Below are 23,403 nucleotides of genomic sequence, written 5' to 3' on the forward strand. Positions count from 1 at the left end.
CACCCCGCCGGCGTCGCGCGGCGCTCCGGTGACTACCCGATCGCGATTCGACACGGACGCGTCGGCACTGACCAGCGGGTTGACCAATGCCCGCGCGAAAATCGTCGGCGACCGCACCGGATTCTTCGCTGACCTGATCGTCATTTCCGTGCGCGTCGGCAAGGCAGCCCGGCGACTGCTCGGCACGGTCGCCGCACGCGTGGCCACCGTGGTCACACCGCTCGGCTGGACCATGGCGATCCTGGCGCCGTTCTCGCTGCTGGCCGGCTACCTGCTCGGCTGGGAGGAACTCATCGTGCTCGGCTTCGCCGGCCTGGTGCTGCTCATCGTTGCGGGGGCCTATTTGATCGGCCGGCTCGCCCACCGCATCACCCTGACCGTTCCGCACAGCCGGGTCGTGGTGGGCGACGCCGCGGCAGGCCGGGTCGAAGTGCACAACCCGACCCGACACCGACTGCTCGGGGTGACCGTTGAGGTTCCGGTTGGCGAAGGTCTCGCCGAGATCGCCATGCCGAGTCTTCCCGGAGCGGCATCCGAATCACACGACTTCGCCATCCCCACTCGCCATCGCGGCGTGATCTCGGTTGGCCCGGTGCGCACCGTTCGGGCGGACCCGGTTGGGCTGGTACGCCGCGAGATCAGTTGGAGCGACCGCGCCGAGCTGTACGTGCATCCCCGCACCATCGGGCTGCCATCCACCAGCACCGGGCTGATCCGTGACCTGGAAGGAAACCCGACCCGCGATCTCACCTTGAGCGATATCGCCTTCCACGCCCTGCGTGAGTACACCGCCGGTGACGAACGTCGCCACATCCACTGGCGGTCGACGGCGAAGACCGGCACGTACATGGTGCGCCAGTTCGAGCAGACCCGGCGGTCTCACCTGGTGATCGCGCTCAGTCTCGCCGCCGGCGACTATGCGAACGACGACGAGTTCGAACTGGCGGTCAGCGTCACCGGCAGCCTCGGCGCCCGCGCCATCCGGGACTCCCGCGATGTTTCCGTGGTGGTCAGCGAGCGAACCCCGGAGTTCGCCAAGCGCCGAGTGATCGCGGTGCGACCGCTGTCGACGCTCAGCCGATCCCGGCTGCTCGACGAACTCGCCATCATCCAGACCGGAGAGTCGTTCCTTCCGCTGTCCGACCTCGCCAGGGTCTCCGCCGACACCGTCACGGGCGTGTCCGTCGCCTTCCTGATCGTCGGCTCGGTGCCCACCGCGGGCGCGCTGCGAGCGGCTGCCACACGGTTCCCGCCCGGCGTCGAGGTGATCGTGATCGTGTGCGACCCTGAGGCCGTTCCGGGGCTTCGTCGGGTGCCCGGGCTCTCCGTGTTCACCATCGGATATCTCGAAGACCTGCAGAAAGCCCTCGCGCGCACGCGGGCGGTCGCGTAATGGTCACCAAGAGGCCCGCTGGCCTGGTGCTCACCTCGATCCTGATGGTGATGGTGACCAGCGCGATCGCCGCAGCCGCGTGGTGGCCGATCTACCAAAGCGTCGAGTTCGTGGTGATGGCGGGCATCACCGGATTGGTCGGCATCGCCATTGCCGTCGCCGGTTCAACATTCCGGCTCGCCGCACCGGCCGTCGCCGCGATCACCGCGGTGGTCTTTCTCGCGTTCGGCGTTCCGCTCGCGGTGCCTTCCGCCGCGGCCTACGGCATCCTGCCGACCCTCGACGGGCTCACGGAGCTCGCCACCGGAGTCGTCTTCGGCTGGAAACAGCTGCTCACGATCGCCCTTCCGGTTGGCAGCTATGAGGCGCTGCTGGTGCCGCCGATGCTGCTGATGCTGTCCACCGTGGTGGTTGCCCTCTCCGTAGCCCTGCGCACGACGTACGGCGAGCTGGGCGTCATCGCCCCAGTACTGTTCCTGCTCACCGGGCTGGCTTTCGGTCCGGAGACCGCGTGGTATCCGCTGGTGCTCACCTTCGGCATGCTCGCCGCGAGCCTGCTCTGGCTGATCTGGCGACGCTGGTACCGGCGGCGCGCCTCGATCCGCGCGTTGGCCAGGCAGTCGCCGGCCGCGTCTGGACGGCCGTTCGAGACGGTCGGGGAACGCTTCTTCCCCGGGCTGAAGTCCCTGATCGGTGCCGGCGTGATCCTGACAGTGGCCGGCGTCGCTGCTGGCGCCGCGGTGAACGCGCTGCCGCCGACATCCGATCGCACGGTGCTGCGCACGGTGACCGAGCAGCCGTTCGATCCGCGCGAGTACGTGAGCCCGCTGGCCGGTTTCCGCAGCTACCTGAGCGAGGGTCGGGCGGATGCCACCATGCTCACCGTTGCCGGACTGCCCGAGGATGCTCGCATCCGGGTCGCCGCGCTCGACACCTGGGATGGCATCGTCTACTCGGTCGGCAGCGACCAGGTGTCCAGCGCATCCGGGTCGTTCACGCGCGTGCCCTCCCGGATCGAACGGGGCGACCTGGCCGGCGACCGGGCCAGCATCCAGGTCACCGTCGGCGGGTACGAGGGCGTCTGGCTGCCCAGCGTCGGCGCCCTGGAAGCCGTGGATTTCGACCGCGGCGCCGCGCGAGAGCGGTTCTACTACAACGACAACAGTCGAACCGGTGCGGTGATCGGGGGACTGGCCGAGTCCTCGAGCTATCGCCTCGACGTCGTCATCCCCGAGCAGCCCGAGCAGAGCGAGCTGCCCAGCATGGTGCCGGGCACCGCGGTGATGCCCGCGCTCGATCAGGTGCCGGAAGAGCTGAGCACCGCACTCGACGAGTACACGGCGGGCATCGACGGGCCTGGCCGTCAGCTGGTCGCCATGCTCGATGGGCTCGCCCGCGACGGCTACGTCAGCCACGGCGCCGAGGGTGAACCGGCCAGCCGCTCGGGACACTCCGCCAACCGCATCGCCGAACTGTTCACGCAGACCCCGATGATCGGCGACGCCGAACAATACGCAACCGCCGCCGCGCTGATGGCCCGCGAGATCGGTTTCCCAGCGCGAGTCGTGATCGGCTTCGCCCCCGAGGACTCCGACGGCGGGACGACGATGGTCACCGGGGCGGATGTCTCCGCCTGGCTCGAGGTGCACACCGAGCAGTGGGGGTGGGTGGGTATCGACCCGACTCCCGAGGTGCGGGAGATCCCGCCTCGCCAGCCGGAGAATGCCACCGAGGTCGCCCGTCCGCAGTCGGCGCTGCCGCCGCCGGCGAAGCAGGAGGAGAAGCCCGACGAGCAGACCCCTCCGCAGAACGCGCCGGAAGACCCGGAGGCGTTCGACGCCTTCCTCGGCGTGATGCTGACCGTGTTGCGTGTGCTGGGTTGGGTGTTGCTCGGGCTCGCCCTGGTGAGCGCCCCGTTCCTCGCGATCATCGCCGCCAAGCTGCGGCGCCGCCGCCGGCGTCGCCGCGCCGCGGACCCCGTGCAGAACATCCGCGGCGGCTGGCAGGAGTTCGAGGACACGCTGCTCGACCACGGCATCGAAGTGCCCCAGGCCGCGACCCGGCGCGAACTCGCCAAGATCGCCGGCGGCGCAGGTGCGCGGGTGCTCGCCGTCGTGGCCGACCGTGCCGTCTTCGCGCCGGAAGGACCCGACCCATCCGAACCAGGCAAGGTGTGGCAGGCCGTTCAGGACCTGTCCGCGTCACTGCGGAACCGGCTCAGCCGCTGGGAGCGGTTCAAGGGCCGCGTCTCCCTGCGCTCATTCGGTCGTTATAGTGGCAGGAAGCCACTGGGGCGCAGCCGTAGCTAGTGGCCACCAGAAAGGGCATCGCGTGACTTGCACATTCTGCGGCACGAAATTGCCCGCGGGAGCAATGTTCTGCGGGGAATGCGGTCGGTCGGTTACCGCCGCCCAGTTCGTTCCACCGCCGCCGGCACCTGTGGCGCCGACCGCGCCGAGCGTCAATTGCGCGCAGTGCGGCACGGCGATGAGCGCCGATGACATCTTCTGCGGAGAGTGCGGTTTCGTCGCCTCCGCGGTCACCGATGCCTTCACCACCGGCCAGCGTCCGCAGATCGTGCCGGAAGCGCCCCCAGAGCCGGAACCAGCCGCTCCGGCCCGCCCCGACGCCAGCGACACCGCCCGCATTGAACTCCTGGACCTGCTGGACCTCGCCGAACTCGAGGTGGCGACATCCCCCGACATCGCAACCGAGCCGGCGATTTCGCCGATCCCGCCGATCACGTCGTCGATCCCGCCCCCGCCCAGCGCGTCGCACGCACTGCCTGACGACGTCGAGGCCACTCGCATCGTGCGCCGCAATGCGGTCGGCGAGCGTTTCGTGCTGCAGTTCAGCACCGGCGAGAACGTCACCGTCACCGGATCCGGGCTGCTCGGCCGTAGTCCGCGGCCGCAACCCGGTGAGTACTTCGACCACATCATCGCGATCACCGATCCCGGACGCTCGGTGTCTAAGACCCATTTGGAATTCGGCCAGGATGCCGGCGCGTTCTGGGTCTCCGACCGCTTCTCGGGGAACGGCACCGTGGTGCGCGAACCCGAGTCAGGTCCGGTGCGCTGCGATCCGGGCAAGCGCTACCACCTGATGCGCGGTTCCCGGGTCGACATCGGCGAGCAGTTCCTGATCGTCAGTTGACTGGTGGTAGCTGGCTAGTGTCTCCTGACTGATCGCCGGTCATCAGCCGCTCCTCTCCGCGCCGAATGGGCTGCTTCCACGCCGGTTGAAGGACTGTGGCCTGTCGGATGCCGGAGTGTTGACATCGTCGGGTGAGCGATCCCGGCATCCGACTGCCCGCGCCACCGGCGGGGAGCGAGCCAGCGCCGTTCCCGATGCTCGCCACCGTTGCGCCAGTCGTGGGGTCGATCGCGCTCTGGGTGATCACGCAGTCGCCGTTCGCCCTGCTCTTCGCCGTGCTCGGCCCGGTCACCGCGATCGCCACCCTCGGTGACGGCGCCGTATCCACTCGGCGACGGCGACGTCGGGAACAGCGTCGGTTCGCCAGCGAACTGGCAGCCACGCTGACCGGCATCGATGAGGCCCATGATCAGGAGCGTCGGCGACGCTGGGCGGCGACGCCCGGCATCGACCCACTGCTGCGCGGTGACCCGATCGCCTCGACAGGCGCCCGCGGCACCGGGCCGATCGAGGTCGTGATCGGGGAGGGCAGCACGCCGAGCGAGTTGCGGATCATCGATGCCGGTGTGGGAACAGGAACGGCCGACCCTGCCACTGCCCTCGCCGCAGCGCGAGAGAAGGCCGCAGTGCTGGAGCGGGCGCCGATCGTGGTGGACGCCGCCGCCGGGATCGCGGTGATCGGCCCTGCTCCGGTGAGTCGTGCCGTGGCCGCGGCGATCGCGCTGCAGCTGCTGGCGATCGCCCGCGAGGATGCCCGAGTGCGCTACGACCCGGACTGGTTCGACTGGCTCGGACTCTCGGTGGATGAACCGGCCGCCCGCGGTGAGCTGACCGTGTCCGCCGCCGCCACGGTGGGCCGACTGGTGGTGGCGGAGGTCATCGACGTTCTCCCGGCCGACTGCGGCGTCATCCTGACAGTGGCGCGAGGCGGGCTGGCCACGCTGGACGGTCTGCCGGTCCGCCCGTCACTCGTCAGCCGGGAACAGGCCCGGTTGGTGCTCGGCCGGCTGCGGCTGACAACCCGGGCAACCCTGCCCGGCCGGGTCGAGTTCGCGGCATTACCCGACCTCGGCGCATCCGCCGGCCGGCTCGGCGCCGTGTTCGGCCTCGATCCTGGTGGCCCGGTGCTCATCGACCTCGTTGACGGACCCCATGCTCTCGTCGTCGGAACGACCGGCAGTGGCAAGAGCGAACTGCTGGTGAGCTGGGTGCTCGCGATGGCCCGCGGACGCACCCCGCAGCAGGTGAGCTTCCTTCTGGTGGATTTCAAGGGCGGTTCGGCGTTCGCGCCGCTGACGGTGCTCCCGCACTGCGTCGGGGTGATCACCGATCTCGACGAGAGCGCCGCGCGCCGGGCACTGCAGAGCCTGACCGCCGAACTCCGGTACCGCGAGACCCGACTGGCCGAGCTGGCAGCAGCAAGCATCGAGAAGGCGCCGTACGCTTTCGCCCGGCTGGTAGTCGTTGTCGACGAGTACGCCGCACTGGTCGGCGCACACCCCGAGCTCGGCGGGCTATTCGCCGACATCGCCGCCCGCGGCCGCTCGCTCGGCGTGCACCTGCTGCTCTGCACGCAACGGCCGACGGGCGTCGTCAGCGACGCGGTGCTGGCGAACACCGGGCTGCGAATCTGCCTGCGCGTGAACAATCGAGCCGACAGCGTCGCCGCGATCGGCATCCCTGATGCCGCCGACCTGCCCGCCACCCGTCTCGGTCGCGCGCTGATCGACGGCCGCCCGGTGCACGTCGCGATTGCCGCGCAATCGGATGCCGAGGCGGTGGCAGCGGCCACCCCTAACGGTCCCGCCCCGCGTCGGCCGTGGTGTGACCCGCTGCCGACCGACCTGCGGCTGCCCGAGCTCCCGCGCCCGGAGCATCCCCTTGCGCCGTCGGCGGTGACGTTCGGACTCGCCGACCAGCCCAGGCAGCAGCGTCAGGTGGCGGCGGTCTACGACCCGCTGCGGCACGGCCATTTGCTGGTGGTCGGGGCGAGCGGCACGGGCAAGTCCACCCTGCTGCGCACGCTCGCCAGTCATCCGCTCAGCCGACTGGTGCCGCCCGGCGTGGAAGCCGCCTGGGACGCGGTCAGCGCCCTGGCCCGCGACCCGTCCGGTGCGGCGGGACTCACCCTCCTCGATGATCTCGACAGTGTCGCCGCGCAACTGACCGACGACCACCTCGCCGCATTCGTGGAACTGCTGCAGCGCGCCGCGCGGGACGGCGTCGGGCGGCTGGTGCTCGCCGCCCGTCGGGTCACCGCTCCCGTGCAGAGTCTGTTGCCGCTGTGCGACGCCCGCCTGCTGCTGCGGCTGCCCGATCGGCACGAGCACGCGCTCGTCGGTGGGGACTCATCGGCCTACGACCCGAGGCTGCCCGACGGGCGCTGCCACTGGCAGGGCGACCTGGTGCAGATCGCGCGCCGAACCGACCTGCCGGCCGCACCTGCGCAGGGCGATGCACGGTTTCTGCCCACGCCGGGCCGGAGCTACCTCGTGGCATCCACGGCATCCCGGCGGTGTGCCGCGGCGCTCGCCGCACTGGGCACGCATGACGTGCTCGCGCTTGATCCGGATGCCGCCGACCCGCGCACGCTCGGCACGGGATCAGCCGGCAGCGACGGGCGCGGGCGGATCCTCGTCGCCGACCCGGACACCTGGCAGAACTGGTGGGGCGCCCTGCCCGCGCTACGCGGCCGGGCCGACGTCATCGTCGACGGATGCTCGACCTCGCAATACCGGGCGCTCACCCGCGACAGTGACCTCCCGCCGCCGTTCGCGCCCGGTCGGCGGGTCAGCTGGCTCGTCGACGCGGCTGGCCCCCGACGCATCCTGTTGCCATGAGTCAGGCCAGCGCCAGGGAAACCTCGAGGTGATCCAGGCCGAGGGCCCTGGCGACCGGCTCACTGACGACATGACCGTCGTACACGTTGAGGCCCGGCGCCAGCGCCGGATCGGTCATCATCGCCGCCCGCCAGCCCTGGCTTGCGATCGCCCTGACGTACGGCATGGTGGCGTTCGTCAGGGCGTAGGTTGACGTGTTCGGCACCGCACCGGGCATGTTCGCAACGCAGTAGAACAGCGAATTGTGCACAGTGAAGGTCGGATCGGCGTGGGTGGTGGGGTGCGAGTCCTCGAAGCAGCCACCCTGGTCGACGGCGATGTCTACCAGCACACTGCCGGGACGCATCCGTGACACCATCTCGTTGGTGACCAGCTTTGGAGCCTTCGCGCCGGGGACGAGCACCGAACCGATGATCAGGTCGGCACCGATGACGGCACGTTCGATCTCGTAACCGTTCGAGGCGACCGTCCTGATGCGTCCGGCATAGAGCGCGTCGAGCTCACGGAGCCGCTGCAGGTTCGTGTCCAGCACGGTCACGTCTGCGCCAAGCCCGACCGCGAGCGCGAGCGCATTGGTGCCGGCGACGCCACCGCCGAGAATGACCACTTTCGAGGGGTAGGTTCCCGGCACCCCGGAGATCAACAGGCCGGGGCCGCCGTTCGGCTTCATCATGGCGTTCGCGCCGACGATGACGGACAGTCGCCCGGCGACCTCGCTCATCGGTGCCAACAGGGGAAGGGTCCGGTTCGGCAACTGGACGGTCTCATAGGCGATGGCCGTCATCCCCGACGCAACCAGCGCCTGGGTGAGCTCGGGCTCCGCGGCAAGGTGCAGATAGGCGAAAAGCACCAGATCGTCACGGAAGTAGCGGTACTCGCTGGCCACCGGTTCCTTGACCTTGATCAGCAGCTCGGCGCGCTCCCAACAGCTGGCGGCATCCGGGACGATGCGCGCCCCCGCAGCCGAATACTGCTCGTCGGTGATTGACGACCCGGTTCCGGCACCGGACTGCACGTAGACCTCATGCCCGTGCGCGACCAGATCGTGGACGCCTGCCGGGGTTATCGCGACGCGGAACTCGTTGTTCTTGACCTCGCTGGGTACTGCGACTCGCATGGCTCTCCTTGGCTGTCGAACGCGCACGGAACCACCGGGGCTCCGTTGCCCTATACAGCCCACAGTAGCCATGTCGATGATGTAATCCGCAGTCAGTGCTCACCGAATCTGCTGATTTCGTTACATTCCTGTTTCAGGGAGACGTTTTTCCTCGTTTTGCTGTTCAGTTCGGGGTTTCCTTGTGTCAGGATCAACACACCCCGCAATGGAGCGGGCGTCGATCCCATAAGTTGAGGGAGTCCGTCATGGCCAAACCGCTTCCGGAAGACCCGATCATCCGCCAGCTGATCGAAAGCGCGCGGCGGACACAGCTCAGCCGTCGGGCGATGCTCAAGGGAACCGGGGTGAGCGCAGCGGTGCTGGCGCTGGCGGCGTGCACGCCGCAGGGCGGCGGCGACCTCGAGCCGGCCACGGATGAATCCGACACCGACAAGACGGTTCGCTGGGCGAACTGGCCCGCGTACATCGACGAGGACGAAGACGGCAACTACCCGACGCTGATCGCCTTCACGGAACAAACCGGCATCGAGGTCGAGTACCTCGTCGACATCGATGACAACAACACCTACTACGCCAAGGTGCGCGACCAGCTCGCGCTCGGCCAGGACATCGGAGCAGACACCATCTGCCTCACCGAGTGGATGATCTCCCGACTGGTCCGGCTGAACTACGTGCAGGAGCTGGACCACGCCAACATCCCGAACCTCAGCAACCTGACACCCTCGCTGGCTCACCCGGACTTCGACCCGGACCGGAACAAGAGCCTGCCCTGGCAGGCGGGTTTCGCTGGCATCTGCTGGAACAAGGAGCAGGTGCCGAACGGGTTGCGAAGCGTCGAGGACCTCTGGAACCCCGAGCTGAAGGGGAGGGTCAGCGTTCTGTCGGAGATGCGCGACACTCTCGGCCTGATCATGCTGCACCGACATCACCGACTTCACCGCGGACGAGTTCCAGGCGGCGATGGACACCTTCCGCGAGCAGGTCGACTCCGGTCAGATCGGTGCGGTGCGCGGCAACTCCTACCTCGAAGACCTGCAGAACGAAGACACCCTCGCCGCGATCTGCTGGTCAGGTGACATCACGCTGCTGAACGCCGAGGCTGGCGACAAATGGGAGTTCGTCATTCCCGAGGCCGGTGGCACGTTGTGGAACGACACCTTCGTCGTCCCGATGGGGTCGACACACAAGAAGAACGCCGAGACGCTGATGAACTACTACTACGAGCCGGAGGTGGCCGCGGAGGTGGCGGCCTGGGTGAACTTCGTGACCCCGGTGGTAGGTGCCAAGGAGGCAGCAATCGCGATCGATCCCGCTCTCGCCGAGAACCAGCTGATCTTCCCCAACGAGGAGACGCTGTCGACGGTGCACGTGTTCCGAACGCTGTCCAACTCGGAAGAGCAGGAGTTCGGCGCCGAGTACCAGAGCGTTCTGCTGGGAGCCTGACGTGCCACGAGGGGAGTTCGCCGCGGCCGGCGCTGACCTCGAACTGGTGGGCGTGACCAAGCGCTTTCCCGGGTTCACCGCGATCGAGGATCTCAACCTGACAATTCCTGCGGGCTCATTCTTCGCTCTGCTCGGCCCGTCCGGTTGCGGCAAGACGACAACGCTGCGGCTGGTCGCCGGGCTCGAGGAGGCAAGTGCCGGGCGCATCCTGATCGGCGGTAAGGATGTCACCGACACCAAGCCGTTCCAGCGACCCGTGAACACCGTGTTCCAGAGTTATGCCCTGTTCCCGCACATGAGCGTGCTCGAGAACGTGGCGTTCGGTTTGAAGCGACGCCGAATCGCCGACCCGGGCACGAAGGCGCACGAGGCACTGCGTCTGGTCGAGCTGGACCACCTCGCCCAGCGCAAGCCGGCACAGCTCTCGGGCGGACAGCAGCAACGCGTCGCGCTCGCCCGGGCGATCGTGAATCGGCCCGCCCTGCTGTTGCTGGATGAGCCACTCGGGGCGCTGGACTTGAAGCTGCGGCGACAGATGCAGCTGGAGTTGAAGGGCATCCAGTCCGAGGTGGGCCTCACCTTCCTGCACGTCACTCACGACCAGGAGGAGGCCATGACCATGGCCGACACCGTCGCCGTGATGAACAAGGGACGCATTGAGCAGATGGGCTCCCCGGAAACGCTGTACGAACTTCCGAAAACGGTTTTCGTCGCCAACTTCCTGGGCCAGTCGAACCTGTTCGCAGGCCCGGTGGTGGCCGGAGACGGCCGCAGCTTCGTCGTCGAAGTCGGCCGCAGCCGCATCGAGGTTCCGCTTTCGCGGGCGCAGCGCCACACCGGCACGGTCACGGTCGGAGTCCGGCCCGAGAAACTGCGCTTGCACGCCACCGAACCTGAACGCGTCGCCGGGATGAACGTCGCCGGCCCCGGGCGGGTGAGCGATGTCTCATTCACCGGGATGAGCACGTCCTACCGAGTCGAGATGCCGGCAGGCACGGTGACCGTGTTCGAGCAGAACCGCGCCTTCGGTCCCGCAGCGCATGAAGGCGATGAGGTGTGGTTGAGCTGGCTGATTGAACACGGGTTCGGCCTGGCCGACGAGCCCGGAAGCGAAGCGCGATTCGTGACGGACACCTCGACCGCGGCCATCGCCGTCGAACGTCGCAAGCGCCTCGAAGCGGAGCTCGGAGAACACTGAGATGGCCTTCGGAGCATTCGCCACCGAGGCGCCGGCCGCCGAACCGGCACCGCGCAAGAAGAGCCGCATCGTCCTCTTCCTGCTGCTGCCCGGGGTGCTCTACCTGCTGGTGTTCTTCGCCACGCCGCTGGTCTCATTGATCCTGACGAGCCTGCAGGCGCCGAGCGTCATCGGCGACATCGGCCGATACGACTACGCCTTCCAATGGCAGAACTACGTCACCGTGATCGAGACGTACTGGCCGCAGATCCTGCGCTCGTTCGTCTACGCGGCGTTGGCGACGTTGTTCGCGCTGCTGTTCAGTTACCCGCTCGCCTACTTCATCGGCGTCAACCTGCGCCGCTTCCCGCTGCTGCAAGCGCTCGCACTCACCCTCGTGATCGCGCCGTTCTTCATCTCGTTCCTGCTGCGCACGCTGGCCTGGAAGCAGATCTTCGCTGACGAAGGCTGGCTGGTCGGAACACTCCAGAGTTTCGCGCTGCTACCGTCCGACGCGCAGATCAACGGCACCCCGTTCGCGGTGATCTTCGGCTTGACCTACAACTTCATCCCATTCATGACCCTGCCGATCTACGCGTCGCTGGAGCGGCTTGACCTGCGCTACGTCGAGGCCGGCAATGACTTGTACGCGTCGTCGTGGACGACATTCCGAACCGTGACCGTGCCGCTATCCATGCCGGGCATCCTGTCCGGGGTCCTGCTGACCTTCATTCCCGCGGCCGGTGACTTCGTCAATGCCAGCCGCGACTTCCTCGGCTCCACCGACACCGCCATGATCGGCAACGTCATCGAGGCGAACTTCCTGGTGTTGCAGAACTACCCGGCCGCCGCGGCACTGTCGATCCTGCTGATGGCCGCGATCCTCATCCTGGTCAGCTTCTACGTGCGCCGGAGCGGAACGGAGGATCTGCTGTGACCGTGCAAGCGGGGGCGGCCATCACGGATGCCGCGACCACACCGCCTCGCCCAGAGCGTCGCCCGTTCCGGCTCGGCGTCGGGCGATGGGGGCTCGCACTGTACAGCGTGCTCGCGTTCGTGTTCCTGCTTATCCCGATCGTCTACACGATCGTCTTCTCGTTCAACGACTACCGCCGCACGAACATCTCCTGGCGCAGCTTCACGCTCGACAACTGGCTCGGCGTCTGCAACGCGCAGGGAGTCTGCGAGGCCTTCGCGAACAGCATCCTGATCGCGGTTGTGGCCACGGTCATCGCCACCGTGCTCGGAACGATGATCGCCATCGCCCTGGTGCGCTATCGGTTCCGATTCCGGGCCGGCACCACGCTGCTGCTGTTCCTGCCGATGGCCACTCCCGAGGTCGTGCTCGGCGCCGGCCTCGCCGCGCAGTTCCTCGCCGTCGGCGTTGCGAAGGGCATCGGCACGATCATCCTCGCGCACGTGATGTTCTGCATCAGCTTCGTCGTGGTCACCGTGCGAGCACGGGTCGCCTCGCTCGACCCGGCGCTCGAGGAAGCCGGGCGGGACCTCTACGGGTCGCCGAACCAGGTGTTCTGGCGGATCACCTTCCCGCTGTTGCTGCCGGGGATCATGGCCGCGGCCATGCTGTCCTTCGCGTTGAGCTTCGATGACTTCATCATCACCACGTTCAACTCCGGTGCGGCGGTGACCTTCCCGAAGTTCATCTACACGGCGGCCGCTCGAGGCATCCCGGCCGAGGCCAATGTGATCGCGTCAATCGTCTTCTTCGCGAGCATCATCATCGTGGTCTCAGCGCAGCTGACCACAGCCGCCCGACGCAAGCGGCTCGCGAAGAAGGCCTAGCCGTGTACGAGGACCGAGAGCGCCTGCGCGCGCTCTGGCACGGTGAGGTTGAACTGTTCCGCCGGACCCACCCGGAGTCCGGCCGGCTGGCCCAGAACGCGCGAGTGAATATGCCTGACGGAGTTCCGATGCTCTGGATGGCGAAGTGGCCGGGACCCTGGCCGGTGTATGTGCGGTCCGCATCCGGTAGCCACTTCGAATGCGCCGACGGCATCGACTACGTCGACCTCTGCCTCGGTGACACCGGCGCCATGTGCGGGCACGCGCCGGCGGCATCCGTCCGTGCGATCACAGGGCAGCTGACCCGTGGATCGACGTTCATGCTGCCGACTGCGGATGCCGCGACGGCGGCTGCGCTGCTCAGCGAGCGGTTCGGGCTGCCCAGCTGGCAGTTCACCCTCTCGGCGACGGATGCGAACCGGGCGCTGATCCGGTTCGCCCGGCAGGTCACCGGCCGGCGGAAGATCCTGGTCGTGGACTATTGCTACCACGGCACTGTGGATGAGGCTTACGCGACCCTCGACCCGGAAGGCTCGGTCATCGAACGCCGAGGGACCATCGGCGCCCCGGTGCCGCCGTCGGAGACCACCGCGGTGGTGCCGTTCAATGACGTGCCCGCCCTTGAGGCAGCGCTGTCTGGCGGCGACGTTGCGGCCGTGTTGATCGAACCGGCGATGACCAACATCGGCATCGTGCTGCCCGAGGACGGCTGGCACGACGCTCTCCGCCGGCTCTGCGATGCAACCGGGGCCCTGCTGGTCATCGATGAGACGCATACCCTGTGCGCTGGGCCGGGCGGGATGACCGCCCGCGACGGACTGTCGCCGGATGCGGTCGTCGTCGGCAAGACCATCGGTGGCGGCATCCCGGCGGCGGCTTACGGGATGACGCAGACCTTCGCCGACCGGGTGCGCTCCTCGCTTGAGCTCGAGGACATCGACGTCGGGGGAGTGGGCGGCACGCTGGCCGGCAACGCGGTGTCGATGGCAGGCATCCGCGCAACGCTCGCGGAGGTGCTCACCCCTGAGGTGTGGCCGGGCATGATCGAGGTCGCCACCGAGTGGACCGCGGGCGTGCAGGCCGCGATCGACGAGTTCTCGGTGCCGTGGCAGGTGACCCAGCTCGGCTGCCGGGCGGAGTACAGCTTCCGCGAGACGGCGCCGCGCGACGGTCGGGAGGCGGCGGATGCCGACGACTTCGAACTGCAGCAGTACCTGCACCTGCATGCGTTGAACCGGGGCATCCTGATCACACCGTTCCACAACATGGCCCTGATGAGCCCGGCGACCACCTCCGCCGATGTGGCACGGCACACCGAAGCATTTCGTGACGCGGTCGCCTCGCTGTACGCCGACTGATACCGCCCGCTGATCGACCACCCGCTGATCGAGCCTGCCGAGATCTCGACAACCTCGGTCACCGGGGAATGTCGATCGGGCGTCACCTGGATCGTCATAGAGGTATGTCGGCCACGAATTGTGACCGGTACCGTACGAACACAGGAGGGCAGACCGATGCGCTACTCACTGATCATGCACTACCCCGAGATGACCGAAGCCGACCTCGGCACCGAGGCGATGAACGAGGGCAAGGCCGCGTTCGACGACTACGCCAAGGCATTGAACGACGCCGGGGTGCTGATCTCGGCCGAGGTGCTGCAGCAGTCATCGAACACCACGACGCTGACCATGCGAGACGGTCACCTGAAGGTGCAGGACGGCCCGTTCGCCGACACCAAGGAGCAACTCGGCGGACTCTTCGTCGTTGATGTCGCCGACCTGGATGCCGCGCTTGCCTGGGCGGAGAAATGCCCGGCCGCGTACTACGGCGTCATCGAGATCCGGCCGGGCGCCGTGCACTTTGAAGACGGGGCATGGCACGGGAAGATCTGACGGCGAAGGCGCGGGCTGAAGAAGTCGCCCGCGCCTCCTACGGGCGACTGCTCGCGCTTCTCGCCGCCCGCACCGGCGACATCCCCGGGGCGGAGGACGCGCTCGGCGACGCGTTCGTGCAGGCCCTCACCAGCTGGCCGGTCGGCGGAGTGCCCGACAACCCGGAAGGCTGGCTGATCACCGTCGCCCGGAACCGGCAGCGTGACCGAGCGAAGTCGGCCGCCGTCCGGACCAGTGAGCCACTGGAGGAGCCACCGGTGTTCGACGAGATTGACCTGGATGCGATCCCGGACAAACGGCTCGAGCTGATGTTCGTCTGCGCGCACCCGGCGATTGATCCCGGCATCCGCACGCCGCTCATGCTGCAGACCGTGCTGGGCTTCGAGGCCGAGCAGATCGCGCGCGCCTTCGCGATGCCGGCATCGACCATGGCGCAGCGGCTGGTCCGGGCGAAGCGGCGCATCCGAGACGCGCGGATTCCGTTCGTCGTCCCGACCGTTCGAGACATGCCTGCGCGGCTGCCGGGTGTGCTGGAGGCCATCTACGGGGCCTATGCCATCGACTGGCTGCTGGTCTCGGGGGACGAGGTGCGCGAGTCGCTGTCCGCCGAGGCGCTCTACCTCGCCTCCACGCTCGCGTCACTGCTGGATGAGCCCGAGGCGGCCGGCCTCGCCGCGCTGCTGGCGCTCTCGCTCGCTCGAGCACCGGCGCGCACCGTCGATGGCCGCTATGTGCCGCTCGATGAGCAGGACCCGGCACTCTGGGATGCCGAGCTCATCGCCGCGGGGGAGCGGTGGCTGCGGCACGCCAGCCGGGCCGATCGTCTCGGGCGCTTCCAGCTCGAGGCCGCCATCCAGTCGGTGCACTGCGCGCGCGCCCGGACCGGGGACACCGACTGGGCTGCACTGCTTGTGCTCTATGACGCGTTGGTGGCACTCGCACCGACACTGGGTGCCCAGGTCTCCCGCGCGGTGACGCTCGCCCGCATCGACGGGCCCAACACTGGGCTTGCGACGCTGGACGCGATCGAGGGCGCCGACCGCTTCCAGCCGGTCTGGGCGGCGCGGGCACACCTGCTGGCCGAGTTGGGGAACACGGATGCCGCAGCCCGCGCCTACGCGAAGGCCATCTCGCTCACTACCGAACCAGGCCTCCGGGAGTATCTGCGGGCCAGAATCGACGAGCTCCCGGGCTAAGGAAGGGTGACCCGCAGCGCCCCGACCGGGCGGCCGCCGCCGAGGACGGGCTCGGTGGTGATCGCTTCGACTTCGGCTGCGGCATCCGCATCCACCGCGCCGGCGGTGACCAGCAGGTGCAGGGCGACCGCGGTGGCCGCGCGCAGGCTGCCGTCGAGCACCTTCACCGCGACCGCCGTGCCATCCGGCGCGCCCATCACCATGACGCCCTCGGCGCCGAGCTTCGCGATCAGGCCGAGCTTCTCAATGGTGACCGTGTTGGCGCGGCCGGGCCCGTCGATCGCCCAGGGGTGGGCACGGACGGCCGCCGCGAGACGGCTGGCGTCCGCGTCATCCGCTGGTCCCGTGACCCGGGAGATTGCGGTCGCGAGTCCGCGCAAGGTGACCGCGTGCACCGGGGCGCCGCAGCCGTCGATGCCGCTGTGTTCGACGCCTGCGCCGGTGAACTCCTCGACGGTGGCGAGGATTCGTTGCTGCAGCGGATGCTCCGGTGCCAGGTAGCTCTCGGTCGGCCAGCCGTTCGCGGCGCATGCCATCAGGAACGCGGCGTGCTTGCCGGAGCAGTTCATCGTGAGCCGGGTTGGCGCGCTCATACCGTCACGTGCGTCGCGGTCGAACGGCCAATCGGCCGGGCACTGCAGCGCGCTGTCGTCAAGGCCTGCTTCGGCGAGCATGCGTTGCACGACTGCGACGTGGTCACCGGTGCCGGCGTGGCTGGCCGTGGCGAGCACGAGTTCCTCACCGTCCAGGTCAACACCCGAGCGCAGCACCGCCAGGGCCTGCAGCGGTTTCAGGGTGGACCGGGGGTAGATCAACGCGTCGACGTCGCCGACCTCGCGCAGCGTCGCCGCATCGGGACCGACCACCACCGCAGCGCCGATGTGACGGGACTCGATCATTCCGGAGCGCTCGATGACGGCGAGCTCGACGGCTCCGGAGACCGTCAGCACATCCGTCACCGGGCGGTGCCGAGTGAGGCGAAGGCGTCATCGAGTACCTCGACGACCTGGCCGATCAACTCGTCGGTGAGCGCCAGTGAGGGCAGGAAGCGCAGCACATTGCCCCAGGTGCCCGCGGTCAGCATGAGCACGCCGTGCTGTGCGGCGAACGCGGCGACGCTGTTCACCGCTTCCGGTAGCGGGGTCTTGGTGCCGGGCTCGACCAGTTCGATCGCGAGCATGGCTCCCTTGCCGCGGACGTCGCCGATCACCGGGTACTTCTCCTGCAGCTTCACCAGCTCGGGCTGCAGGCTCGCCTCGATGCGCTGCGCCTCGCCGAGCAGGTTGGCGCTCTCGATCTGTTCGAACACCGCGATCGCGGCAGCGCAGGAGACGGGGTTGCCGCCGAATGTTCCGCCGAGGCCGCCGGCGTGCGAGGCATCCATGATCTCCGCGCGACCGGTGACGCCTGCGAGCGGAAGGCCGCCCGCGATGCCCTTCGCGCTCAGCACGATGTCGGGCACGATGCCGAAGTGTTCGCTGGCGAAGTAAGCGCCGGTTCGGGCCATCCCGCTCTGGATCTCGTCGGCGATGAAGACGATGCCGTTCGAAGTACACCATTCCTGCAGGGCAGGCAGGAAGCCGTCGGCGGGCACCATGAAGCCGCCCTCGCCCTGGATCGGTTCGAACACCAGGCAGGCGAGGTCAGCGGCGCCGACCGTCTTCTCGAGGAACGCGATCGTGCGGGCGGCCGCCTCGGTGCCGGTCAAGCCGTCCCGGAACGGGTACGAACTCGGGGCGTGGTAGACATCCCCGGCGAACGGTCCGAAGCCGGCCTTGTACGGCATGGCCTTGTAGTTCATCGCCATGGTCAGGTTGGTGCGGCCGTGGTAGCCGTGGTCGAGCACGGCGATTCCGGGGCGTCCGGTGTGCTTGCGGGCGATCTTGACGCCGTTCTCCACCGCCTCGGCGCCGGAGTTCACCAGCACGGTCTTCTTCGCGTGATCGCCGGGCGTGTGCTGCGCGAGCAGCTCGGCAACGCGCACGTACTCCTCGTACGGGGTGATCGTGAACAGCGTGTGGGTCACCTTCTGCAGCTGCGCGGATGCCGCGGCCACGACTGCCTCGACCGTGTGGCCGACCGTGGTGACGCCGATGCCGGCGCCGACATCGATGAACTGGTTACCGTCCACATCGACCAAGATCGCGCCCTGCGCCCGCTCGATGTACACCGGGAGGGCGCTCGAGACACCCCCGGGGACCACTGCAAGTCGTCGCTCGTGCAGCGCCTTCGACTTCGGACCGGGAATCGCGGTGGTGATGCGACGCTCCTGGAGCACGGGCGCGGGACCTGATGCATTCAGCGTGTCAGTCATGGTGAACTGATCCTAGTTCGCGAGACGAGAGGCTGTCATGACCCCGGAGCACCACTTCGAAGTATCCCTTCGCTGGACCGGAAACCGGGGCACCGGCACCAGCGGTACCCGCGACTTCAGCCGCGAACACCTGCTGCAGATCGACGGCAAACCGGACCTGCTGGGCTCTGCCGCACCGGTCTTCCGCGGCGACGCCGACCGCTGGAACCCGGAGGAACTGCTCATCGCGGCGCTCGCGCAGTGCCACATGATGAGCTACTTCTACGTCGCCACCCGTGACGGGATCGTCGTCACTGACTACACGGATGCCGCGACCGGCACCATCCGGATGCGCGGAGCAGGCGGCAGCTTCACGAGCGTGACGCTGAGGCCGCGGATGACGATCGCCGCCGGCGACCTCGACCTCGCTCATCGGCTGCACGACGAAGCTGAGCAGTTGTGCTTCATCGCCCAGTCGGTGAACTTCCCGGTGATTCACGAACCCGAGATCACACTCGCCTGAGGCACGCACGCAGCTTCCTCATCGATGCGCCCGAGCCGGCGATCGTTGACATCGGGAAGTTCACCGCCCTCCAATCGGGCACCCCCCCCGCTCAAAGCGATTGGCCGCGCTCCGCCGGCGCCACGGTCTATTCACACGCATACAATTGGGGTGGGACGATCGACGTCCCGACGCAGGACGAAAGGATGCGAGATGAAGGCATGGCGGTTCTATGGAGCAGGGCAGCCCCTCAAGCTTGAGGAGGTGCCCGACCCGGTCGCGAAGCCCGGTGAGATCGTCGTCGATGTAAAGGCGACGGGCCTCTGCCACTCCGACGTCTCCGCACTGGATGACGCGGCGTGGAACGTGGGAAAGTTCCCCGACCACCCCATCGTGCTCGGTCATGAGCCGGCGGGTGTCGTGTCGCAGGTGGGCGAGGGCGTCACGAATATCAAGATCGGAGACCGCGTCGGCATCCCATCCGGCCCGCCGAACGTGAACGGCTACTTCCGTGACGGCGGATACGCCGAGAAGACAACTGCCCTCGCCGACGCCGTCGTCAAGATCCCGGACGGTCTTGACTTCGTGCGCGCGGCGTCGGGCACGGACGCCGGCAATGTCGCGCACCACGCGGTCGTCTCCCGCGGCCTCGTCTCTGCGGGCCAGAAGGTCGGCATTATCGGCGTCGGCGGCCTCGGCCAGGTCGGCGCGCGCATCGCGGTCCTCCGCGGCGCAGAGGTGTACGCCGCCGAGGTGAAGGAAGACGTCTGGCCGATGGCCAAGGAACTCGGCGTCGTGCGAGTTGCCAAGGACATCCGCGAGTTTGCAGATGTGGGGCTAGACACGATCATCGACTTCGCGGGCTTCGGGACAACGACCACGGGCGCCCTCGAGGTCGTCCGCAACGGCGGGCGCGTCGTCCAGGTCGGCATGGGTCGCCTGCAGATCGAGTTCAACACCGACCCGCTGATCCTCAAGCAGGTCGACTACGTCGGCTCCATGGGCGGCGGCGTCGAGGACCTGGCGGGCATCTACGAGCTGATGGCCTCCGGCGATCTCGACCCGAAGATCACGCTCGTTGACTTCGACAAGATCGACGAGGGCCTCGACCAGCTGCGCCGCGGCACTGTCACCGGGCGCCTCGTCGTCGACATGCAGAACGGCATCTGAGTCGATCGCCTGATACAACGGATGCCGGGACCGGGGCGGAAGCCCCGAATCTTGGCATCCGTTGTCTCAGTTTCGTAGGACCCGCTGGTCGAACTACTTGCTCACGGTGTGGGATGCAGCGGGCGGTATTGCTCCCAGAACGTGAAAAACCGCTTTCCGCCACGCCAGATCCAGAACAGCGCATAAGCGACCCCGACGAGCACGCCCACGAGCACAAGCAGCCACGTCGAAACCCCGATGGCGTTTAAGATCGCGGCGACCAGCAACCCGATCATCGCGGAGTTCACCGCGATGATGAAGACCATGCTGCTGCCGACCACCTGGCTCTGTCCGCGCGCCGGGGTGAGGAAGTAGTAGGTCTTGTTCATCCCGGCGTAGTCGTCATGGGTCGAGGCCATCAGCGCGTCGGCGATTCCCGGGTCCAGCTCTACATACGCGGCGCGTAGCCGGTTCATCGCGAGCACGTACATCAGGTCTTCCATCGACGTGTTGATCACGCGCACCTGGGTGAGCACGCCGACGAGCGCGACCACTCCGAGCACGGCGATCGCGAACACGCCGAACGACTCGGAGAAATCGCTGGCCTGACCGACCAGTGCAAGGCTCACCAACCCTGCCGAGACCAGCGTGAGGAACATGCTGATCCGGGTCAGCACCTCGCTCTGGGTGGTGCCCCGGGAGGCCAGCAGGCTCCAGTGCTCAGTCGCGAGCAACTGAGCACGAAGGGCTCGGGATGCCGCGTCATCCGGTCGTCCGGACCCAGCGGCCGCCGCGTCGGGCATGCCGCAATTGTCCTCCCGGAGGGGGCGTTCGGCACAGAGGCGGAATCGGATGGTTCGCGGGTGTCGAGTTATGAGCGGAACCGATGGCCACGCTTTTCGGCCGTCGGTTCCGCTCATTGTTTGAGCTGAGGAGCGCGGTGGAGCTATGGCAATCGCGCCAGCGATTGCGCGACCCCAGCGCCGACCGAGCCTGCGAGGGAGGGAATCATCCGATTCCGCCACTCACGCTAGAGGGTCGCGAAGGCCTCTTCGATCACCGTCATAGCGTCGTCGATGAGTTCCTCGGAGATGACCACCGACGGCAGGAAGCGCAGCACGCTGTCCCACGAGCCGGCGTCCAGTGGAATCACGCCGTGCGACGTCGCGTAGACCAGCACCGTCTTCAGCGCCTCGGGCCACGGCTTCTTGGTGCCGGGGTGCACGAGCTCCACGCCGAACATGGCGCCCTTGCCGCGCACTTCGCCGACGAAGTCGTACTTCTCGGTCCAGTCGCCGATGCGCGCCTCGATGGCCCGCTCGACGCGCTGCGCCTCACCGATCAGATTGTCGCGCTCGATGATCTCGAGCACCTTGAGGGCGGCCGCTGTCGAGACCGGGTTCCCGCCGAAGGTGCCGCCGATGCCGCCGGGCTGCACGGCATCCATGATCTCGGCACGACCGACGACACCGGCGAGCGGGAAGCCGCCGGCGATGCCCTTCGCGACCGTGATCAGGTCGGGGATGACACCCTCGTGATGCTCGATCGAGAACATCTTGCCGGTGCGCGCGATGCCCGCCTGGATCTCGTCGGCGACGAAGACGATGCCGTTCTCGGTGCACCACTCGCTGATGCGCTTGAAGTAGCCGGGCGCCGGGATGATGATGCCGCCGTCACCTTGGATCGGCTCGGCGAAGAACGCGGCGATCTCGGATGCGCCGATGTGGGTGGTGATGTAGTCGATGGTCTTCTCAGCGGCCTCGAGCCCGTCGAGCCCGTCACGGTACGGGTAGCTGATCGGCACGCTGTAGATCTCGGGGGCCAGCGGTCCCATGCCGGAGCGCTCCGGCCAGGGCCGGTACGTCATCGTCATGGTCAGGTTGGTGCGCCCGTGGAAGGCGTGGTCCAGGGCAACGATGGCACGCCGGCCGGTGTACTTGCGGGCGATCTTCACCGCGTTCTCGACGGCTTCGGCGCCGGAGTTGACCAGGACGGAGCGCTTCTCGAAGTCGCCGGGGGTGATCTCGGCGAGCTTCTCAGCGACCCGGACGTAGTTCTCGTATGGCGTCACGGTGAAGAGGGTGTGCGTGAGGTTCCGGGCCTGTTCAGCCGCGGCATCCGCAACTTCCTGGTTCGCGTGACCGATCGTGGTGACGCCGATTCCGCACCCCAGGTCGATGAGCTGGTTGCCGTCGACATCGACGAGGATCGCGCCCGAGCCGCGCTCCATGTAGATGTTGGCGAGCGTTCCGGCACCGCGCGAGACGCTTTTCTGGCGGCGCTCCTGGAGGGCGATCGACTTCGGGCCGGGGAGATCGGTGACGAGCTTGCGCTCCTGCGAAACCGTGAATGTCATACGAAGCAGCCTACGGCGCTCACCGCATGCCCAGTTCGATGCACCAGACTGGACGACATCCCCTGTTCCCTCGAGTGAGGTATTTCGTGCGCGCTGCTGTTCCGTTTGTTCTGGCCATCGGCCTTGCGGCGTCCCTGGCCGCATGTACTCCGGCGGCCGAGAGTCCCGAGGCAACCGAGACGAATTCGCCCGCGGCGGACTGCGTGTCTGGAGGCTCGGCGTCCGAGGCGGTCACCGTCTCCGGAGACTTCGGCGCGAAGCCCGAGGTCACCTTCGAGGCGCCTCTGTCGGTCGAGGAGACCGAGCGCACCGTCGTCACCGAAGGCGACGGCGACGTGCTCGAAGAGGGCGACACCGCCAACATCATGTTCAGCATGATCAACGGGGAGACCGGCGAGCCCGTCGACACCTCCACCTTCGATCTGCAGACCTCGCAGAGTGTCGCGCTGGATGGCAGCTTCCTGCCCGGCATCGACAAGACGCTGCTCTGCTCGCCCGTCGGCTCGCGGGTGGTCGGCGTTCTGCCACCTGCGGACCTGTGGGGCGACACCGGTGCTCAGCAGCTCGGCGTGACCGGCGAACAGTCGCTCGTGTTCGTGGTCGACATCGTCCCGGCTGAGCCGCTGCCGACCCCGTCGGCGTGGACCGAGAACGTGCCCGAAGTCGACTTCTCCGGCGACGTGCCGGCGGTCACCCTGCCGGCCACCGACCCGCCGACCGAGCTGCAGCTCGCGGTGCTCGAGGAGGGTGACGGCGCCGTCGTCGAGGACGGCCAGCAGGTCACGCTCAACTACACCGGCATCAGCTGGAACACCGGCGAGGTCTTCGACTCCAGCTGGGAGCGCGGCGAGCCCACGACCTTTGCGACGAACCAGGTGATCAAGGGCTTCGCGGCCGGACTGGTCGGCCAGCAGGTCGGATCCCGCGTCATCGTCGTGATGCCGCCGGAGCTGGGTTACGGCACCGACCCGAACCAGAACCTCGGTGGACAGACCCTGGTCTTCCTGATCGAGATCCAGGACGCCAAGTAAGCAGCCGCCACCCGTTGACCGAGCTTGAACCACCCGCTGATCGAGCTTGTCGAGA

General features: G+C 67.8%; 20 protein-coding genes. 15 read left to right on the forward strand and 5 right to left on the reverse strand.

Annotated features, from left to right (window positions below):
* Positions 1-28: 28 nt before the first annotated feature.
* From GO591_RS03700 to GO591_RS03715, 4 genes are all read left to right on the forward strand, one after another.
* The gene (locus GO591_RS03700; protein WP_232466258.1) at positions 29-1,393 is read left to right on the forward strand and encodes a DUF58 domain-containing protein; all 1,365 of its coding nucleotides are present in this window, start codon (positions 29-31) and stop codon (positions 1,391-1,393) included.
* Positions 1,393-3,702: a transglutaminase-like domain-containing protein gene (locus GO591_RS03705; RefSeq protein WP_157155578.1), complete on the forward strand. Its 2,310-nt coding sequence runs from the start codon at positions 1,393-1,395 to the stop codon at positions 3,700-3,702. Before GO591_RS03700 ends, GO591_RS03705 begins: the two co-directional genes overlap by 1 nt.
* Positions 3,703-3,724: 22 nt before the next feature.
* Entirely contained in the window at positions 3,725-4,549 is an 825-nt protein-coding gene (locus tag GO591_RS03710; protein ID WP_157155579.1) for a zinc-ribbon domain-containing protein, read from the forward strand.
* 131 nt (positions 4,550-4,680) lie between these two features.
* Positions 4,681-7,389, forward strand: a complete 2,709-nt coding sequence (locus tag GO591_RS03715; RefSeq protein WP_157155580.1) for an FtsK/SpoIIIE domain-containing protein — start codon at positions 4,681-4,683, stop codon at positions 7,387-7,389.
* A gap of 1 nt (position 7,390) precedes the next feature.
* Here GO591_RS03715 and ald read toward each other — a convergent pair whose 3' ends face one another.
* Positions 7,391-8,506 (reverse strand): alanine dehydrogenase, encoded by a 1,116-nt coding sequence (gene ald, locus GO591_RS03720; RefSeq protein ID WP_157155581.1) that lies wholly within the window; start codon positions 8,504-8,506, stop codon positions 7,391-7,393.
* A gap of 245 nt (positions 8,507-8,751) precedes the next feature.
* On the opposite strand from ald, the gene GO591_RS16020 reads away from it, so the two are divergent.
* The 8 genes from GO591_RS16020 to GO591_RS03755 all read left to right on the forward strand — a co-directional run bounded on the left by GO591_RS16020 (position 8,752) and on the right by GO591_RS03755 (position 16,017).
* The gene (locus GO591_RS16020) at positions 8,752-9,582 is read left to right on the forward strand and encodes an ABC transporter substrate-binding protein (protein WP_255446925.1); all 831 of its coding nucleotides are present in this window, start codon (positions 8,752-8,754) and stop codon (positions 9,580-9,582) included.
* Positions 9,467-9,949: an ABC transporter substrate-binding protein gene (locus GO591_RS16025; RefSeq protein WP_255446926.1), complete on the forward strand. Its 483-nt coding sequence runs from the start codon at positions 9,467-9,469 to the stop codon at positions 9,947-9,949. Before GO591_RS16020 ends, GO591_RS16025 begins: the two co-directional genes overlap by 116 nt.
* 1 nt (position 9,950) lies before the next feature.
* Positions 9,951-11,147, forward strand: coding sequence for an ABC transporter ATP-binding protein (locus GO591_RS03730; protein WP_157155582.1), 1,197 nt, complete (start codon positions 9,951-9,953; stop codon positions 11,145-11,147).
* Position 11,148: 1 nt separating this feature from the next.
* Positions 11,149-12,063, forward strand: coding sequence for an ABC transporter permease (locus GO591_RS03735; protein WP_157155583.1), 915 nt, complete (start codon positions 11,149-11,151; stop codon positions 12,061-12,063).
* Complete coding sequence (locus GO591_RS03740; RefSeq protein WP_370455334.1) at positions 12,060-12,929, forward strand: ABC transporter permease; 870 nt, start codon at positions 12,060-12,062, stop codon at positions 12,927-12,929. The genes GO591_RS03735 and GO591_RS03740 overlap by 4 nt, the downstream gene beginning before the upstream one ends.
* A gap of 2 nt (positions 12,930-12,931) precedes the next feature.
* Entirely contained in the window at positions 12,932-14,287 is a 1,356-nt protein-coding gene (locus GO591_RS03745) for a transaminase (protein ID WP_157155584.1), read from the forward strand.
* 156 nt (positions 14,288-14,443) lie between these two features.
* Positions 14,444-14,821: a YciI family protein gene (locus GO591_RS03750; RefSeq protein ID WP_157155585.1), complete on the forward strand. Its 378-nt coding sequence runs from the start codon at positions 14,444-14,446 to the stop codon at positions 14,819-14,821.
* Complete coding sequence (locus GO591_RS03755) at positions 14,803-16,017, forward strand: RNA polymerase sigma factor (protein ID WP_198295548.1); 1,215 nt, start codon at positions 14,803-14,805, stop codon at positions 16,015-16,017. The genes GO591_RS03750 and GO591_RS03755 overlap by 19 nt, the downstream gene beginning before the upstream one ends.
* Here the strand turns inward: GO591_RS03755 and GO591_RS03760 are convergent.
* Both GO591_RS03760 and gabT (GO591_RS03765) read right to left on the reverse strand, forming a co-directional pair.
* Positions 16,014-16,976, reverse strand: a complete 963-nt coding sequence (locus GO591_RS03760; protein ID WP_255446927.1) for an asparaginase — start codon at positions 16,974-16,976, stop codon at positions 16,014-16,016. The genes GO591_RS03755 and GO591_RS03760 overlap by 4 nt on opposite strands.
* The gene (gene gabT, locus GO591_RS03765; protein ID WP_157155586.1) at positions 16,973-18,331 is read right to left on the reverse strand and encodes a 4-aminobutyrate--2-oxoglutarate transaminase; all 1,359 of its coding nucleotides are present in this window, start codon (positions 18,329-18,331) and stop codon (positions 16,973-16,975) included. The genes GO591_RS03760 and gabT (GO591_RS03765) overlap by 4 nt, the downstream gene beginning before the upstream one ends.
* A gap of 37 nt (positions 18,332-18,368) precedes the next feature.
* Between gabT (GO591_RS03765) and GO591_RS03770 the strand changes: the two genes are divergently transcribed.
* Positions 18,369-18,833 carry an OsmC family protein gene (locus GO591_RS03770; RefSeq protein WP_157155587.1) on the forward strand — a complete coding sequence of 155 codons (465 nt, stop codon included), beginning with the start codon at positions 18,369-18,371 and terminating at the stop codon, positions 18,831-18,833.
* Positions 18,834-19,025: 192 nt separating this feature from the next.
* A complete protein-coding gene (locus tag GO591_RS03775; protein WP_157155588.1) occupies positions 19,026-19,982 on the forward strand; it encodes a zinc-binding dehydrogenase in 957 nt (318 codons plus the stop codon).
* Positions 19,983-20,083: 101 nt separating this feature from the next.
* On the opposite strand, the gene GO591_RS03780 is transcribed toward GO591_RS03775, so the two are convergent.
* Both GO591_RS03780 and gabT (GO591_RS03785) read right to left on the reverse strand, forming a co-directional pair.
* Entirely contained in the window at positions 20,084-20,764 is a 681-nt protein-coding gene (locus tag GO591_RS03780) for a hypothetical protein (protein WP_157155589.1), read from the reverse strand.
* Positions 20,765-20,991: 227 nt separating this feature from the next.
* Positions 20,992-22,317, reverse strand: a complete 1,326-nt coding sequence (gene gabT / locus GO591_RS03785) for a 4-aminobutyrate--2-oxoglutarate transaminase (protein WP_370455335.1) — start codon at positions 22,315-22,317, stop codon at positions 20,992-20,994.
* A gap of 86 nt (positions 22,318-22,403) precedes the next feature.
* Here gabT (GO591_RS03785) and GO591_RS03790 point away from each other — a divergent pair, with 86 nt between their 5' ends.
* Positions 22,404-23,348, forward strand: a complete 945-nt coding sequence (locus GO591_RS03790) for an FKBP-type peptidyl-prolyl cis-trans isomerase (RefSeq protein ID WP_157155590.1) — start codon at positions 22,404-22,406, stop codon at positions 23,346-23,348.
* Positions 23,349-23,403: the final 55 nt, after the last annotated feature.

This window comes from Diaminobutyricimonas sp. LJ205, from assembly GCF_009755725.1.
Lineage (GTDB): Bacteria > Actinomycetota > Actinomycetes > Actinomycetales > Microbacteriaceae > Ruicaihuangia.

What these genes read in the sequence shown, in the direction of transcription:
- GO591_RS03755 (WP_198295548.1), top strand. Translation starts at nt 14,803, where the DNA reads ATGGCACGGGAAGATCTGACGGCGAAGGCGCGGGCTGAAGAAGTCGCC.
- ald (WP_157155581.1), bottom strand. Translation starts at nt 8,506, where the DNA reads ATGCGAGTCGCAGTACCCAGCGAGGTCAAGAACAACGAGTTCCGCGTC.
- gabT (WP_157155586.1), bottom strand. Translation starts at nt 18,331, where the DNA reads ATGACTGACACGCTGAATGCATCAGGTCCCGCGCCCGTGCTCCAGGAG.
- GO591_RS03770 (WP_157155587.1), top strand. Translation starts at nt 18,369, where the DNA reads ATGACCCCGGAGCACCACTTCGAAGTATCCCTTCGCTGGACCGGAAAC.
- GO591_RS16020 (WP_255446925.1), top strand. Translation starts at nt 8,752, where the DNA reads ATGGCCAAACCGCTTCCGGAAGACCCGATCATCCGCCAGCTGATCGAA.
- GO591_RS03705 (WP_157155578.1), top strand. Translation starts at nt 1,393, where the DNA reads ATGGTCACCAAGAGGCCCGCTGGCCTGGTGCTCACCTCGATCCTGATG.
- GO591_RS03775 (WP_157155588.1), top strand. Translation starts at nt 19,026, where the DNA reads ATGAAGGCATGGCGGTTCTATGGAGCAGGGCAGCCCCTCAAGCTTGAG.
- GO591_RS03735 (WP_157155583.1), top strand. Translation starts at nt 11,149, where the DNA reads ATGGCCTTCGGAGCATTCGCCACCGAGGCGCCGGCCGCCGAACCGGCA.
- GO591_RS03780 (WP_157155589.1), bottom strand. Translation starts at nt 20,764, where the DNA reads ATGCCCGACGCGGCGGCCGCTGGGTCCGGACGACCGGATGACGCGGCA.
- gabT (WP_370455335.1), bottom strand. Translation starts at nt 22,317, where the DNA reads ATGACATTCACGGTTTCGCAGGAGCGCAAGCTCGTCACCGATCTCCCC.
- GO591_RS03750 (WP_157155585.1), top strand. Translation starts at nt 14,444, where the DNA reads ATGCGCTACTCACTGATCATGCACTACCCCGAGATGACCGAAGCCGAC.
- GO591_RS16025 (WP_255446926.1), top strand. Translation starts at nt 9,467, where the DNA reads ATGGACACCTTCCGCGAGCAGGTCGACTCCGGTCAGATCGGTGCGGTG.